Raw genomic sequence first — 14,430 nt, forward strand, 5'->3', positions numbered from 1 at the left:
TGCCAAACAAAAATCAAGGCACTAAGGTAGCGCTGTCCTTATGCAGCTGCAAATGCGTAAGCGAGGTCCTGCCTGATCCTCGCTTTTTGGCGTATCGACAAAACCTGCTGCAACCCAAAAAAACGACAAGAAGGCGTCGGCAACTTCTGCCTGTGCACTAGAGTCATAGCTAGCAAAGGTAGCGCTGTCTGCGCGCTGAGGTGTTACATGAATCATCCCATCACCGCCCTGGTCATCATGGGCGTTGCCGGTTGCGGCAAGACGTGCGTCAGCGAGGCCCTGTGCCAATTGAGCGGCGCCACTGCCATTGAAGGCGATACTTTCCATCCGGCCGCGAACATCGAAAAGATGAGCGCGGGGATCCCCCTGAACGACGAAGACCGTGCCGGCTGGCTCGACAGCCTGTGCGATGAACTGCGTCGTGTCGATGCCCTGGGCGAACGCCCGGTGCTGACTTGCTCGGCCCTCAAACACAGTTATCGCGAAGTGCTGCGCAGCGCCTTGCCGGGCCTGGGTTTCGTGTTCCTCGAATTGACGCCTGAAGTCGCCGCCGAACGTGTGTCCCACCGTCCGGGCCATTTCATGCCGGCCACCTTGATCGAAAGCCAATTCGCCACCCTCGAATCGCCCAAGGGCGAGCCATTGACCCTGGCCCTGAATGCTTCGATTCACAGCGTTGAAGAACTGGCGGCGCAAGCCCACGTCTGGTGGCAGGCCCATGGCCTGAAACAGGCGGTATGAGTGTGATTGCGAAGATAGCGCTGTCCTTTCGACTTCTGATTAACCCGCTTTAATAACAACAACAAACCAGGAGACACCCCCAATGTTTGGCATGTCCCATGACGCCTATCTGCTGCTCGATGCAGTGGTCACGGTGATCGGACTCATCGTCCTGATCACCAAATTCAAGATTCACCCCTTCATTGCCCTGACCATCGCCGCCGCGTTCCTCGGCCTGACCTCCGGCATGCCGATCGGCACCATCATCAAGGCGTTCCAGGACGGCTTCGGTGGCGTGCTCGGTTTCGTCGGCATCATCCTCGCGCTGGGTACGATGCTCGGCAAGATGATGGCCGAATCCGGCGGTGCCGATCAGATCGCCCAGACCCTGATCCGCGCCTTCGGCAAGGACAAGGTTCAGTGGGCGATGATGTTCGCCGCGTTCCTGGTGGGCATTCCGCTGTTCTTCGAAATCGGCTTCGTGTTGCTGATTCCGCTGGTGTTCATTGTGGCTCGCCGCACCGGTGTGTCGATCATCAAGATCGGCATCCCGCTGCTCGCCGGCCTGTCCGCCGTGCACGGTCTGGTGCCGCCGCACCCGGGCCCGCTGCTGGCCATCGGCGTGTTCGGTGCCGACATCGGCAAGACCATTCTGTACGGTCTGATCGTCGCGCTGCCGACCGCCATCATTGCCGGTCCGATCTTCGGTACGTTCATCGCCAAGCACATTCCCGGTACGCCAAATCAGGAACTGGTCGATCAACTGGCCCGTGAAAACGATTCGGCCAATCTGCCGAGCTTCAGCATCACCCTGGTCACCGTGCTGCTGCCGGTGTTCCTGATGCTGTTGAAAACCTTCGCCGACGTGGCACTGCCGGACGGTCATTTCTTCCGCACCTGGATGGACATGATCGGTCACCCGATTTCGGCACTGTTGCTGGCATTGCTGCTGTCGCTGTACACCTTCGGTCACAAGCAGGGCATCGGTTCTCAGCAGATGCTCAAATGGCTCGACGCGAGCCTGGCGCCGACTGCCGCGATCATCCTGATCATCGGTGCCGGCGGCGGATTCAAGCAGATGCTGGTGACCAGCGGCGTGGGCGACGTGATCGGCCACATGGCGGTCAGTGCGCAGATCTCGCCGATCCTGCTGGCGTGGCTGGTGGCGGCGGTGATCCGCATCGCGACCGGTTCGGCCACCGTGGCGACCATTACTGGCGCGGGCATTGTGGTGCCGGTGGTAGGGATGATTCCGGGCGTGAACCGTGAGCTGCTGGTGCTGGCCACCGGTGCCGGCTCGCTGATCCTGTCCCACGTCAACGACGCCGGTTTCTGGCTGGTGAAGCAGTACTTCAACATGACCGTGGCCGAGACCTTCAAGACCTGGACGGCGATGGAAACCATCCTGTCGGTGGTGGGTCTGGGCTTTATTCTGTTGTTGTCGCTGTTCGTTTAACGTCGAACGCAAGACACAAAAAAACCGCAGCGATGCGGTTTTTTTGTGGGTGCAATTCGCGAGTGATCGTTCCCACGCTCCGCGTGGGAATGCCTCAATGGACGCTCTGCGTCCGCTTTCGGCAGGGACGCGGAGCGTCCCGGGCTGCATTCCCACGCGGAGCGTGGGAACGATCAGGTGGGGAGGAGGCAGTTACTTAGTGCCCAGGCCATCAGCCCGAAACATCCCGCGAATCCCGCGTACGGCCTGACGAATCCGATCCTGGTTTTCGATCAGCGCAAAGCGCACGTGATCGTCGCCGTACTCACCAAAACCGACACCCGGCGAGACGCAGACCTTGGCCTCGGCCAGCAGCTTCTTGGCGAACTCCAGCGAACCGAGGTGCGCGTAGGCGTCGGGAATCTTCGCCCAGACGTACATCGAGGCTTTAGGGTTTTCGACCATCCAGCCCAGCTCATGCAGGCCTTTGACCAGCACATTGCGGCGCTGGCGATATTGCTCGGCGATGTCGCGCACGCATTGCTGATCGCCTTCCAGCGCAGCAATCGCGGCCACCTGCAGCGGGGTGAAGGTGCCGTAGTCGTGGTAGCTCTTGATCCGTGCCAGGGCGCTGACCAGCTCCGGATTGCCGACCATGAAGCCGATGCGCCAGCCCGCCATGTTGTAGCTCTTGGACAGGGTGAAAAACTCCACCGCAATGTCCTTGGCGCCCGGCACCTGCATGATCGACGGGGCTTTCCAGCCGTCGTAGACGATGTCGGCGTAAGCCAGGTCGTGCACCACCAGCACGTCGTACTGTTTGGCGAGAGCAATCACCCGCTCGAAGAAATCCAGCTCCACGCACTGCGCGGTCGGGTTCGACGGGAAGCCGAGGATCATCATCTTCGGTTTCGGGATCGAGCCGCGAATCGCCCGTTCCAGCTCGGCGAAGAAATCCACGCCCGGCACCAGCGGCACCGACCGCACCTGGGCGCCGGCAATCACGGCACCGTAGATGTGAATCGGGTAGCTCGGGTTCGGCACCAGTACGGTGTCGCCCTGATCCAGGGTCGCCAGCATCAGGTGCGCCAGGCCTTCCTTGGAACCGATGGTGACGATGGCTTCGCTTTCCGGGTCGATCTCGACCTCGTAGCGTTCCTTGTACCAGTTGGAAATCGCCCGGCGCAGGCGCGGAATGCCCTTGGACGTGGAGTAACCGTGGGTGTCTTCGCGTTGTGCAACCTGCACCAGTTTTTCAACGATGTGCGGCGGCGTGGCGCCGTCGGGGTTGCCCATGCTCAAGTCGATGATGTCTTCGCCGCGACGTCGGGCAGCCATCTTCAGCTCGGCGGTGATGTTGAAAACGTAAGGGGGGAGTCGATCTATGCGCGCAAAGCGGCGCGGCGAACCTTGTTCAGCCATTGTTGCCTCGGATAACGTAAGCGCCCGGAACCGTCCGAGCGACGCTGGTCACTGCGGTGACCTGTGGCGGACGATAAGGGCAGCGATGGCAGACTGTCCAGCGCCTTTGTAAACAAATTTTTCCCAAGGAAATCGGTTAATGGAATTCACCAGCGGCTTCTTGCTGAGCCTTTCGCTGTGCCTGGATATCGGCGTGGCCAACATCGCGATGATCACCCTGGCGATGCAGCGCGGCTATTTTCAGGGCTTCGCGCTGGGTCTCGGCACCTGCGTCGGCGACCTGATCTACGCGGTGCTGGCGCTGGCCGGAATGACCGTTCTGCTGCAATACGAAACCGTGCGCTGGGTGCTGTGGATCGGTGGTTCAGCGCTGTTGATCTACTTCGCGGCGAAGATGATCTATTCGGCGATCCACCACGAGGCGCAATTGGCGGCGACCGCCGAAGTCGGCCAGAACTCCCATCGCAAGGAATTCTTCCGTGGGATCTTTCTCGCCATGTCATCGCCGAGCGCCATCCTCTGGTTCGCGGCCGTGGGCGGCACGTTGATCGCCCGTTCCGGTGGCGGCGGTCCTTTGAGCTCGGCGCTGTTTCTCGGTGGTTTCCTGTGCGCCGGGCTGCTGTGGTCGGCGGGACTGTGTTTTGCCGCGAGCCATGGCGGCAAGTTGCTGGGCGACAAACTGCTGCGCTATTCCTACATGGCATCGGCAGCGATCTTCTGCTATTTCGCGGTCTACGTGATCGTATCCGGTTATAACGAGTTCGTCGGTTCCGGCGCCGCCGAGGCCCTGCATACGCTGTAAATGTGCGAATCGGGTTTGGCTTCTATACTCCCAGCCGAACCCACTTTTTTCGTTCAAGGAGTCGAGTCATGGATGAGCAAAAACGCGTCGAAGTGGCTGAACCTCGCTTCGAACATGGACACTTCCTGCTGATTGCAGGATTTCGCGATCGCTTCACCAAAGAGACCGTTCGGGACATCTCTGCACTGTGGGAAAAACTCATCCCGCACATCGGGCATATTCCGGGGCAGAAGAGCGAAGTGACTTACGGTGTCTGCAGCAATTTCGACGGTAATGGCGGTTTTGACTACATGGCCGGGGTCGAGATCAGCAAGCTCGATGAGTTTCCACAGGAAAAGTATCCGTGGATCGAAATCCTGCCACGCCAGTACGCGGTGTTCGAACACAAGGGTTCGCTGGATCAGCTGCCGCAGACCATTGACTACATCTACAACACCTGGCTGCCGAATTCCGAATACAAAGGGCTCAACGCCCCGGAGCTGGAACGCTACAGCGCCGATTTCAATCCAAAAACCAATACCGGCAAGCTGGAAATCTGCGTCCCGGTGGAAAAGAAAACCTGACGAATAACCGGCAGCGCGAACCCGCTTCGCGCTGCCGATCAGGCTTTATTTGCCCTTGATCCGTCGTGCCCGCAACAGGTCGATGCCCAGAGTAATAAAGCCGAAGAAGCTGATGCCCAACACCATCAACAAACCGATTTCCACGCTGCTCATAAACGGTTCCCCCCTCGGTTGATCAGAGACATGCACCAGAAATAGACCGTCCCGAATCCGAAGAAAAGCGCTTATACGCAGGCTTTACGCCGCCCGTGCGGATCGATATGAACACCTTATTCCTTTATCCTTGGCGGCCTTGTTTCCTCTGATTTCGAGTCGCCATGAACACCGTCATCCGCCACGTCACCGCCGCCGACCTGGACCGCTGCTACGCCATCGAAACCCTCGCCTATGAAGGCGACGAAGCCGCGACCCGCGAAAAGATCGCCACGCGCATCGCCACCTGGCCGGACGGTTTCATCGTCGCCGAAGTGGACGGGCAGGTAGCCGGCTTCATCAACTCCGGCGCGGCATTTGACGTGCAGATGTCCGACGAGGCGTTCAAGGAACTGATCGGCCACGACCCGGCGGGGCCGAACGTAGTGATCATGTCGGTGGTGGTGCATCCGGATTATCAGGGGCTGGGCCTGGCCAAGCGTCTGCTGGGCGAATTTATCGAACGCATGCGCGAGCAGGGCAAGGCGACGATTCACCTGATGTGCAAGGAACGGCATATCCCGCTGTACGCCGGATTCGGTTTTGCCTACATCAAACCGTCCGAATCCGACCACGGCGGGATGGCGTGGCACGAGATGATCCTCACCCTCTGAAGAAGAACCCCTGACCTGATCGTTCCCACGCTCTGCGTGGGAATGCAGCCCGAGACGCTCCGCGTTCCTGCCGCACCACTGATGCAACGCCTGGCACCGTCGTGACGCAGAGCGTCAAAGTCTGCATTCCCACGCAGACGGTTCGACGCCTCGACGTGGGAACGATCGGTGGGTGGGGTCAGTAAAGGGTGTCACGTACTCTGGCCGGGGCCTCCCGATCATAAGCCTCGGCATCAAACTGCCCATCATTCAGACGCTTGTGAAACGCACCCGCCGTCGGCAGCGCCGAGCGCGGCAAGTGGGTTTGCGGATTCCACGCATCCGAACGCACGAATGCCTTGGAGCAATGAAAGAACGCCGCCTCCACCGTCACCAGCAACACCGTGCGCGCCGGTTTGCCGTTGACCGCGAAGCTATCCAGTAACTGCGGATCAGCGCTGATGGTCGCCGTGCCATTGACCCGCAACGTCTCACCAATTCCCGGAATGATGAACAGCAGCGACACCCGTGGATCGTGCAACACGTTGCGCAAGGTATCGATGCGGTTGTTGCCCGGACGATCCGGCAGGGCCAGGGTGCGCTCGTCAATGATCCGCACAAACCCCGGCGCATCACCGCGCGGGGAACCGTCGATGCCGTCGGCACCCACCGAGCTGACAATCACCAGCGGCGAGACCCGGACCATCGCCTGATAGTCCTCGTTGAGAAAGCCGATCTGCTTGCGCACCGCCCGTTCGTGGGGCAAGCCGTAGATGGCTTCCAGCGCTTCGATTGAATCGATCATCGTTGCTCCCCCGACGATTAGAAAAACAGGCCCATGCGCCGCTCGTAACCGATGCGCCCCTTGTACGCTTCGCCGCTGTCGACGAAGCCGTACTTGGCGTACAGCGCAATCGCAGCGTCGTTGTCGGCGTCCACTGACAGCTCCAGCCCTTTGATTTCCGGCCAGGTCTGGCGCGCAACTTCCGGCAGCGCCAGCAGACAGGCCTTGCCGTAACCGTTGCCCTGGGCGCGGTGATCGACCTGCAACGCATGCAGGGTGGCGCTGTGTTCATCGGCCCATTCCGGCAACACCGGCGGGCGTTTGAGCAGCAGGAAGGCCACTGGCACGTCTTCGGCCAGCAGCGCAAAACCCTTCACGCCGGGGCCGGGCTTCGACAGCAGGGTGTGCAACGCACCGTGGATGTCGCCGGAGAACTTGATCTGCTCGGCGTGGATTTCAATGGCCTCGACCTGTTGGCGTTGGGTGGCGTTCAGGCTTTCGTAAGGCACGAGTCGGGCTGACACGGGAATTTCCTTTTTCCTACAAAGATGAGCCTCGGATTCTAGCGAGTTTGTCTTCTCCGGAATTTTTTTGTTTCAACTGTCGATCCGGCAAATCGCCGAACGACTAAGGGTGTCTTCACAACAAAAACCAGGGAGAAACACCATGAGTACGCAAGCGCAGATTCAAAGCCTGATCGATACCTACCGCGAGGCGGTGATGACCAAGGACGTGGAAAAAGTCATGGCCCTGTACGCCGACGACATCGTTTCCTTCGATGCGATCAAGGCCCTGCAATTCAAGGGCAAGCCGGCCTACCGCGCGCACTGGGTGGATTGCATGGAAATGTGCCCCGGCCCGCACATTTTCGAGTTCCACGAAATCGCCATCGAGACCGCCGACAACATCGCCTTCGCCCACTGGGTCGCCAATTGCGGCGGGACCAATGAAAAGGGCGAAACCCAGAGTTGCTGGATGCGCGTCACCGCCTGTTACCGGCAGGTCGGCGGGGCGTGGAAGATCGCCCACGAACACTGGTCGGCACCGTTCGATCCGATGACCGGCGCGACCCTGTTCGATGCGAAACCCTGATCTTCAGCCATAGTTGATCCGTCCGATTCAGGAGAACGCCATGAAGTATTTATGCCTGGTCTACAGCGATGAGCGCCTGCTGCATTCGTCGCCCGACAGCCCGGAAGATGCCGAGTGCTGGGCCTACGCCGAGTCGATCCAGGGCAGCGGCCGGATGGTCGCCGCCGAAGCGCTGGAGTCGGTGCAGACCGCCACCACGGTGCGCATGCGCAACGGCAAGCTGTCGATCACCGACGGCCCGTTCGCCGAGACCAAGGAACAGCTGGCCGGTTTCTACCTGATCGACGCGCGGGACCTCAACGAAGCGATTCAGGTCGCCGGCAACATTCCGGCGGCCCGGGTCGGCAGCGTCGAAGTGCGTCCCGTGCGCCAGTTGAATGTCTGAAGTCAGGGCGCGGGTCGAGCAGGTCTATCGCGAAGACTCGCGGCGGATCCTCGCGACCCTGATCCGCCTGCTCGGCGATTTCGACCTCGCCGAAGAAGCCTTGCACGAGGCGTTCTTCGTCGCGGTCGAACGCTGGCAGCGTGACGGCGTGCCGGACAATCCGCGGACCTGGCTGGTCTCTACCGGGCGCTTCAAGGCCATTGACGTGTTGCGCCGTCGCGCGCGGTTCAAGGCCTCGCAGCCGTTATTGCTGGCGCAACTGGAAGAACTGGAGCAGTCCGAATGGGACGCTGAAGACGTGGAAGACGATCGCCTGCGCCTGATCTTCACCTGCTGCCACCCGGCGCTGGCGGCGGACGCGCAAGTGCCGCTGACCTTGCGTGAAGTCTGCGACCTCACCACCGAGGAAATCGCCCGCGCATTTCTCTCGGCCCCGGCGGCGATTGCCCAACGCATCGTGCGGGCCAAGGCCAAGATCCGCGACGCGAAAATCCCTTATCAAGTACCGAGCCTGAGCGAATTGCCCGAACGCCTCGACAGTGTGTTGCGGGTGATTTATCTGGTGTTCAACGAAGGCTATTCGGCATCCGGCGGCGCCCAGGTGACCCGCGAAGACCTGACCCGCGAGGCGATCCGTCTCGGGCGGTTGCTGCTGGAGTTGTTGCCGGACCCGGAAGTGATGGGGCTGCTGGCGTTGATGCTGCTGCATGAATCGCGGCGTTCGGCGCGCTCTTCGCCTGATGGTGAACTGATTCTGCTGGATGATCAGGATCGCGGATTGTGGAATGCCGAGTTGATCGCCGAAGGCTGTGATCTGGTGGAAAAGGCGCTGACCACGGGACGCTTCGGGCCGTACTGCCTGCAGGCAGCGATTGCGGCGGTGCATGCCGAGGCGCCGACGGCGGGGGAGACCGACTGGGAACAGATCGTCGGGCTGTATGACGTGTTGCTGCGGGCGGTGCCGTCGCCGGTGATCGAGTTGAACCGGGCGGTGGCGGTGGCCAAACGTGACGGGGCGCTGGCGGGGTTGACCCTGGTTGAAGGGATTCTGGACCGTGGGGAATTGCAGGATTACCACTTGGCGCATTCGGCGCGGGCGGAGTTTTGTCGGCAGTTGGGGCGGGTTGAGGAGGCGCGGGCGGCTTACCGGCGAGCCTTGGAATTGACTCGGCAGGAGCCGGAGCGGCGGTTTATTGAAGGGCGGCTTTCGGCTTTGGAACGCTTGCCCTCACCCTAGCCCTCTCCCGGGGGGAGAGGGGACCGATCCGGGAATATTGGAGATATGCGCCGACCTGAAAGTGTTTTTTTGAATCCATAATCGACCAGATCTTTCAGGTTTTACTCTCACGTAAGTCACCTCGACGCCGACGTGAACTAATTCGCCGTGAATCCATAATCGACTCGATTTTTCAGGTCGATGTATGACGTAAGACACCTCGGTCAGTCCCCTCTCCCTCCGGGAGAGGGTTAGGGGGAGGGCGCTTTTGATTTTGCCTTTCGCTTTTAGGCCTGCTGCCGAGTAGCAGCCATCACAATCTCGCGAATACAAACCCCCTGCGGCTGCCCATACGCATAAGCAATCGCCGTCGCCACATCCTCAGCACTCAACACCGTGCCACCCATGTCCTGCTTCCAGGCCTGATACCCGGTCTTGATCGCCTCATCCGTGGTGTGGCTCAGCAACTCGGTCTCTACCGCGCCCGGCGCAATCGTGGTCACCCGCACGTTATGCGGCGACAATTCTTCACGCAGGTTTTCCGACAATCCATGCACCGCAAACTTGGTGCCGACATACGCCACATGGTTCGGGAAGGTCTTGCGTCCGGCCACCGAGCTGACGTTGATGATCGTGCCGTGCTTGCGCTCGATCATCCCGGCCACCACCGCGTGCACGCCGTTGAGCAGACCTCTCACGTTGACGTCGAGCATCTGGTCCCACTGTGCCGGGTCCTGCTTGCTCATCTCGCCCAGCAGCATCACCCCGGCGTTGTTGATCAGCGCATCGGCCGGACCGAACTGCGCTTCCGCTTCGGCCACAGCGGCCAGCAATGCGGCGCGGTCGGTGATGTCGACGCGGCGGCTGAGGGTGTTCGGCAGGGCCAGTGCTTCAAGGCGTTCGATGCGCCGGGCCAGCAACAGCAGCGGATGGCCGGCCGCGCTCAAGCGGCGGGCGGTGGCTTCGCCGATGCCCGAGCTGGCGCCGGTGATGATGATCAAGGGCTTGCTCATGGTTGAACTCCTGAGATAAGAAAAACAAATAACCAGATTCGTGACGCAGTATATTTAGCCCGTTGGAGGCTGAAAAATGCCTTATTCCTCTGTCTGCTATCGGAATTTCCTATGGATATCCGCCATCTCAAAGCCTTCCTCGCGGTGTTCGAAGAACGCAACATCACCGCTGCCGCGCAACGGCTGTTCATCAGTCAGCCCACGTTGTCGGTGACCATCAAACAGCTGGAAGAGGAGCTCGGCGCAACGCTGTTTGTGCGTCAGCCTCGTGGTGTGGACGTCAGCGACGAAGCGCGACTGCTATACCCACAGGCACGCCGGATGGTGGCCGAATCAGAGGCACTGAGCCGGATGTTTCGCGGCCGCGAAAATCGCGCACCGCTGACCCTCGGCATCGAGGGCGACATCGCCGCCAGTCACATCGAAGCCTTCGTGCGGATGGCTCATCAGGCGATGCCCAATCTGCTGCTGACCCTGGAGGAGGGCTGTCATGGCGACGGTCGGTTGGCGGTCGAGGAAATGTGCTGCGAGGACGAACTGTTCCTGCCGCTGTGGGAAGAGTCCTATGTGATGGCGCTGCCTCTCGATCATCCGATGGCAAACGCGCAAGCAGGCTGGGCGCCGATCGAGGACTGGATCACCTGCCCACAGCATCCTTCACATCAGCGGTTGATGGCGCTGTACGGACGCTCGCCGGAAGCGGTGGCGGGACATGCCGGTTCACTGCAACAGGCGTTGCATATGGTGGCGGCGGGTGTCGGTGTGGCGATGTTGCCGCAGTCACTGGTCAGCGGGCATGAGCGCATCGTCGTGCGCGCGCTGCACCTGCCGGCGCCGACCCGGCGGGTGGGATTGTGTTACGCGGCGCAGGCGCTGGAGTTGTCGACGATGCGTGGGTTGCACGAGTATTTTCAGGTGAACCGCCCGGCAGCGATCGAGGCGGCCTGAGCTATTCCAGCATCTTGCTCAGCAACCAGCTCCCCGCCGGCCCCGGCGGGTACAGCCGCGACCACAGGGCATCGACGAACACCGGTTTCGGCCAGCCGCGCACCTTCAGTTCCACCAGCAAGTCATTGCCGAAACGCTCCACCAGCCAGCGCGGCAGCGGGGCCCAGCCAAAACCTTTCTCGGCCATTTCCAGCAACATCAGGTAACTCGGTGCCGACCACACCCGGCCTTTGCCGCGACTGTCATAGGGATTGACGATGGTGGCCAGGCGCAGTTCGCGATGCTGCTCAAGGACTGTTTGATCGATGGAGTCGTGAGTCGCCAACGGATGCCCACACCCCACAAACAAGGCGATTTCAGTGCGCTCGGCGACGGTCGCGCTCGCCAGATCCGGCGGGTAGTTGTCCTGCATCTCGGCGAACGCGAGATGCGCCCGACCGCGCTGCACCAGTTCGACCAGGTCATCGCATTCGGCGATCAGGCATTCCAGCTCCAGATCCGGATAACGCTGCTCGAAACCCACCAATGCGGCTTCGAAACGGTCGGACTGATAAGTGTCGGAAATCGCCACCGTCAGTTTCGGCTCGACGCCCTGGGCCAATTGCCGGGCGGTCATTTCCAGGCGGCTGGTGGCCGCCAGAATCGCCTCGGCCCGTTGCAGCATCACGTGCCCGGCCGGGGTCAGCGTCGGCTTGCGGCTGCTGCGGTCGAACAGCACCAGGTCCAGATCGATCTCAAGACTGGCCACCGCCGCACTCACCGTCGACTGACTGCGCCCGAGTTTGCGCGCCGCCGCCGAAAACGAACCTTGAGTCGCCGCCTGGACAAACGCCAGCAACACTTCCTGAGAAGCCATGAACTATCGCCTTGATCGATGGTTATTGGTTATGAAGTATCGGTGCGGTGCTGGATCATGGCAACCATCTTCACAGAGGACTTCGGCCATGACTGCCAACAAATCCATCACTGAGCGTATCTTCCAGGCCATCGGTTTCGAACTGCTGGCGATCCTGATCTGTACCCCTTTGCTGGCGTGGATCATGGGCAAACCGCTGGTCGAAATGGGCGCCGTCACCATCGCAATCGCGATGCTGGCTCTGGGCTGGAACGTGGTGTTCAACGGCTTCTTCGACCGGATGCTCAAACGCTGGAACATCGCCCACAACGCCTGGGTGCGGGTGGCGCACGCGCTGCTGTTCGAGGGCGGGTTGATCGTGATGGGCGTGCCGCTGATTGCCTGGTGGCTGTCGGTCAGCCTGTGGCAGGCGTTCCTGCTCGACATCGGCGTGCTGCTGTTTTTCCTGCCGTACACCTACGTTTACCACTGGGGTTATGACGTGGTGCGCGAGCGGCTGGTGATGCGCAGCGCTTGCCAGAGCTGAAAACAAAAAATCGCCGCCTGTGAGGGCTGCGATTTTTTTGTCCGGGATTTTTGCAGGGTTTAAAGAAACATCCCGCCCGACGCTTCAATCCGCTGACCGTTGATCCACTGCGCCCCCGGCGACAGCAGCAGCGCCAGCGCACCGCCAATGTCATCCGGCTGCCCGGCACGGCCCAGTGCGGTGTTACTGGCGACCATCGCGTTCAGCGCCGAATTGTCGCGCACCGCGCCGCCGCCGAAGTCGGTTTCGATGGCGCCCGGTGCCAGGATATTCACCGCGATCTGCCGCGCCCCCAGCTCCTTGGCCTGATAACGGGTCAGCACTTCCATCGCGCCTTTCATCGCAGCGTAAGCGGCATAACCCGGCAGGGTGAAACGCGCCAGACCGCTGGAGATGTTGATGATCCGCCCGCCATCGTTGATCAGCGGCAGCAGTTGCTGAGTCAGGAAGAACGGCCCTTTCAACTGCACGTTCATCAGCAGGTCGAACTGCTCCGGCGTGGTGTCGGCGAACGACGCATGCACACCAATCCCGGCGTTGTTGATCAGGAAATCGAAGCGCGGACGCTCCAGCTGTTGCAGCGCCTGCTCGACTCGCACAGCGAAATCGGCAAAGCCTTCGCTGCGGCCGACATCCAGTTGCAGCATCACGGCTTTGGCGCCTAGCGATTCCAGTTCCTGCACCAGCGCCTGGGCTTCATCGGCGCGGCTGTTGTAGGTGCCGATGATCTCCACGCCTTGCGCGGCGAGGTGCAGGGCGGCGTTCTTGCCGAGGCCACGGCTGGCACCGGTGATCAATGCGATTTTGCGGTTCATGGGTTTTCCTCGATGGCGGTGACGGTTGATGGGGCACAGTTTATTTATCCGCCATGAGGTGATAAACAGACTGAAACCGGAATCACTGGTCGGATTGTCCGAACAATCAATGGGTGGCCCATGAACAAACTGGAACTGCTGCGCACCTTCGTCCGGGTCAGCGAATTGTCGAGTTTCACGATGGCGGGGGAGAGTCTGGGGCTGCCGCGCTCAACGGTATCCGAGCAGGTGCAGGCGCTGGAAACCCTGCTCGGCACGCGCCTGCTGCAACGCACCACGCGCAAGGTCCAGGCGACTCAGGACGGCCTCGCGCTGTATGAACGCAGCAAGGATCTGCTGTCGCACATGGACGAAATCGAAAACCTGTTCCGTCAGGACGAAGCGTCGCTGACCGGGCGGATCCGGATTGACATGCCGAACATTCTGGCGCGGCGGCTGATCATGCCGAAGTTGCCGGAATTCATGGCCCGTCATCCGAACCTGGAACTGGAAATCAGCAGCACCGATCGTCGGGTCGACCTGCTCGCCGAAGGTTTCGATTGCGTGCTGCGCATCGGCGCGCAGCCCGATCAATCGGTGGTGGCGCGGCACCTGGGGGATTTCAGCATGATCAACTGCGCCAGCCCCGCGTACCTGGAGCGCTACGGCGTGCCGCAGACCCTTGAAGATCTGGCGCAGCATCGACTGGTGCACTACGTCGGTGTGCTGGGTTCGCGTTCGGAAGGGTTTGTCTACGAGCAGGACGGGCAAGTGCACCGCGTACCGATGGCCGGCAGCGTGACGGTCAACAGCACCGATGCCTACGAGTCGGCGTGCCTGGGCGGGTTTGGTCTGATCCAGGTGCCGCGCACCGGGATGAACACCTATCTGGACAGCGGCGAGATCGTCACCGTGCTGCCGCAATACACCGCGCCGGCGATGGGCATTTCACTGTTGTACGCGAGGCAGCGGCAGCTGCCGTTGCGGGTGCGGGTGTTCATGGACTGGCTGGGGGATTTGATTCGTTCGACGCTCTGATTCCTGCCGCAAATCCCTGTGGGAGCAAGGGCTCTCACAGGGATTTGGGGT

17 protein-coding genes are annotated in these 14,430 nt (G+C 61.0%); 11 read left to right on the forward strand and 6 right to left on the reverse strand.

Annotated elements, in window-relative coordinates:
• Positions 1 to 207 precede the first annotated feature (207 nt).
• Both ACM6JM_RS14305 and ACM6JM_RS14310 read left to right on the forward strand, forming a co-directional pair.
• Positions 208 to 741, forward strand: a complete 534-nt coding sequence (locus tag ACM6JM_RS14305; RefSeq protein ID WP_011335582.1) for a gluconokinase — start codon at positions 208 to 210, stop codon at positions 739 to 741.
• 82 nt (positions 742 to 823) lie between these two features.
• Positions 824 to 2,176 carry a GntP family permease gene (locus ACM6JM_RS14310; protein ID WP_011335581.1) on the forward strand — a complete coding sequence of 451 codons (1,353 nt, stop codon included), beginning with the start codon at positions 824 to 826 and terminating at the stop codon, positions 2,174 to 2,176.
• 192 nt (positions 2,177 to 2,368) lie between these two features.
• Here ACM6JM_RS14310 and alaC read toward each other — a convergent pair whose 3' ends face one another.
• Positions 2,369 to 3,577 (reverse strand): alanine transaminase, encoded by a 1,209-nt coding sequence (alaC, locus tag ACM6JM_RS14315; RefSeq protein ID WP_074688274.1) that lies wholly within the window; start codon positions 3,575 to 3,577, stop codon positions 2,369 to 2,371.
• Positions 3,578 to 3,716: 139 nt separating this feature from the next.
• On the opposite strand from alaC, the gene ACM6JM_RS14320 reads away from it, so the two are divergent.
• The 3 genes from ACM6JM_RS14320 (at position 3,717) to ACM6JM_RS14330 (ending at position 5,748) form a co-directional block, all read left to right on the forward strand.
• The gene (locus ACM6JM_RS14320; protein ID WP_039766147.1) at positions 3,717 to 4,379 is read left to right on the forward strand and encodes a LysE family translocator; all 663 of its coding nucleotides are present in this window, start codon (positions 3,717 to 3,719) and stop codon (positions 4,377 to 4,379) included.
• 68 nt (positions 4,380 to 4,447) lie between these two features.
• Entirely contained in the window at positions 4,448 to 4,942 is a 495-nt protein-coding gene (locus ACM6JM_RS14325) for a GyrI-like domain-containing protein (RefSeq protein WP_039766149.1), read from the forward strand.
• A gap of 317 nt (positions 4,943 to 5,259) precedes the next feature.
• Entirely contained in the window at positions 5,260 to 5,748 is a 489-nt protein-coding gene (locus ACM6JM_RS14330) for a GNAT family N-acetyltransferase (RefSeq protein ID WP_007951113.1), read from the forward strand.
• Between the two features lie 178 nt (positions 5,749 to 5,926).
• On the opposite strand, the gene ACM6JM_RS14335 is transcribed toward ACM6JM_RS14330, so the two are convergent.
• Positions 5,927 to 6,532 (reverse strand): pyridoxamine 5'-phosphate oxidase family protein, encoded by a 606-nt coding sequence (locus ACM6JM_RS14335; RefSeq protein WP_414882098.1) that lies wholly within the window; start codon positions 6,530 to 6,532, stop codon positions 5,927 to 5,929.
• Between the two features lie 17 nt (positions 6,533 to 6,549).
• Positions 6,550 to 7,035, reverse strand: a complete 486-nt coding sequence (locus ACM6JM_RS14340) for a GNAT family N-acetyltransferase (protein ID WP_414882099.1) — start codon at positions 7,033 to 7,035, stop codon at positions 6,550 to 6,552.
• 142 nt (positions 7,036 to 7,177) lie between these two features.
• Between ACM6JM_RS14340 and ACM6JM_RS14345 the strand changes: the two genes are divergently transcribed.
• Genes ACM6JM_RS14345 through ACM6JM_RS14355 form a run of 3 tightly spaced genes read left to right on the forward strand, consistent with a single transcriptional unit; the run spans position 7,178 to position 9,225 of the window.
• Positions 7,178 to 7,603 (forward strand): YybH family protein, encoded by a 426-nt coding sequence (locus ACM6JM_RS14345; RefSeq protein WP_039766156.1) that lies wholly within the window; start codon positions 7,178 to 7,180, stop codon positions 7,601 to 7,603.
• A 40-nt stretch (positions 7,604 to 7,643) separates the two neighbouring features.
• Complete coding sequence (locus ACM6JM_RS14350; protein WP_007951101.1) at positions 7,644 to 7,988, forward strand: YciI family protein; 345 nt, start codon at positions 7,644 to 7,646, stop codon at positions 7,986 to 7,988.
• On the forward strand, positions 7,981 to 9,225 hold the full coding sequence (locus ACM6JM_RS14355; protein ID WP_414882100.1) for an RNA polymerase sigma factor: 1,245 nt from the start codon (positions 7,981 to 7,983) through the stop codon (positions 9,223 to 9,225). Before ACM6JM_RS14350 ends, ACM6JM_RS14355 begins: the two co-directional genes overlap by 8 nt.
• Positions 9,226 to 9,491: 266 nt before the next feature.
• Here ACM6JM_RS14355 and ACM6JM_RS14360 read toward each other — a convergent pair whose 3' ends face one another.
• Positions 9,492 to 10,217: an SDR family oxidoreductase gene (locus ACM6JM_RS14360; protein ID WP_163976227.1), complete on the reverse strand. Its 726-nt coding sequence runs from the start codon at positions 10,215 to 10,217 to the stop codon at positions 9,492 to 9,494.
• Positions 10,218 to 10,328: 111 nt separating this feature from the next.
• On the opposite strand from ACM6JM_RS14360, the gene ACM6JM_RS14365 reads away from it, so the two are divergent.
• On the forward strand, positions 10,329 to 11,165 hold the full coding sequence (locus tag ACM6JM_RS14365) for a LysR family transcriptional regulator (RefSeq protein WP_039766163.1): 837 nt from the start codon (positions 10,329 to 10,331) through the stop codon (positions 11,163 to 11,165).
• Position 11,166: 1 nt separating this feature from the next.
• Here the strand turns inward: ACM6JM_RS14365 and ACM6JM_RS14370 are convergent, their stop codons facing one another.
• A complete protein-coding gene (locus tag ACM6JM_RS14370; protein WP_210710753.1) occupies positions 11,167 to 12,021 on the reverse strand; it encodes a LysR family transcriptional regulator in 855 nt (284 codons plus the stop codon).
• 88 nt (positions 12,022 to 12,109) lie between these two features.
• Here ACM6JM_RS14370 and ACM6JM_RS14375 point away from each other — a divergent pair, with 88 nt between their 5' ends.
• Complete coding sequence (locus ACM6JM_RS14375) at positions 12,110 to 12,547, forward strand: multidrug/biocide efflux PACE transporter (protein ID WP_414882101.1); 438 nt, start codon at positions 12,110 to 12,112, stop codon at positions 12,545 to 12,547.
• A 59-nt stretch (positions 12,548 to 12,606) separates the two neighbouring features.
• Here ACM6JM_RS14375 and ACM6JM_RS14380 read toward each other — a convergent pair whose 3' ends face one another.
• Positions 12,607 to 13,362: an SDR family NAD(P)-dependent oxidoreductase gene (locus ACM6JM_RS14380; protein ID WP_163976222.1), complete on the reverse strand. Its 756-nt coding sequence runs from the start codon at positions 13,360 to 13,362 to the stop codon at positions 12,607 to 12,609.
• A 120-nt stretch (positions 13,363 to 13,482) separates the two neighbouring features.
• On the opposite strand from ACM6JM_RS14380, the gene ACM6JM_RS14385 reads away from it, so the two are divergent.
• Positions 13,483 to 14,379, forward strand: coding sequence for a LysR family transcriptional regulator (locus ACM6JM_RS14385; protein ID WP_414882102.1), 897 nt, complete (start codon positions 13,483 to 13,485; stop codon positions 14,377 to 14,379).
• Positions 14,380 to 14,430 lie beyond the last annotated feature (51 nt).

Origin of the sequence: Pseudomonas sp. IT-P2, assembly GCF_949767575.1 — a bacterium.
Lineage (GTDB): Bacteria > Pseudomonadota > Gammaproteobacteria > Pseudomonadales > Pseudomonadaceae > Aquipseudomonas > Aquipseudomonas pharyngis.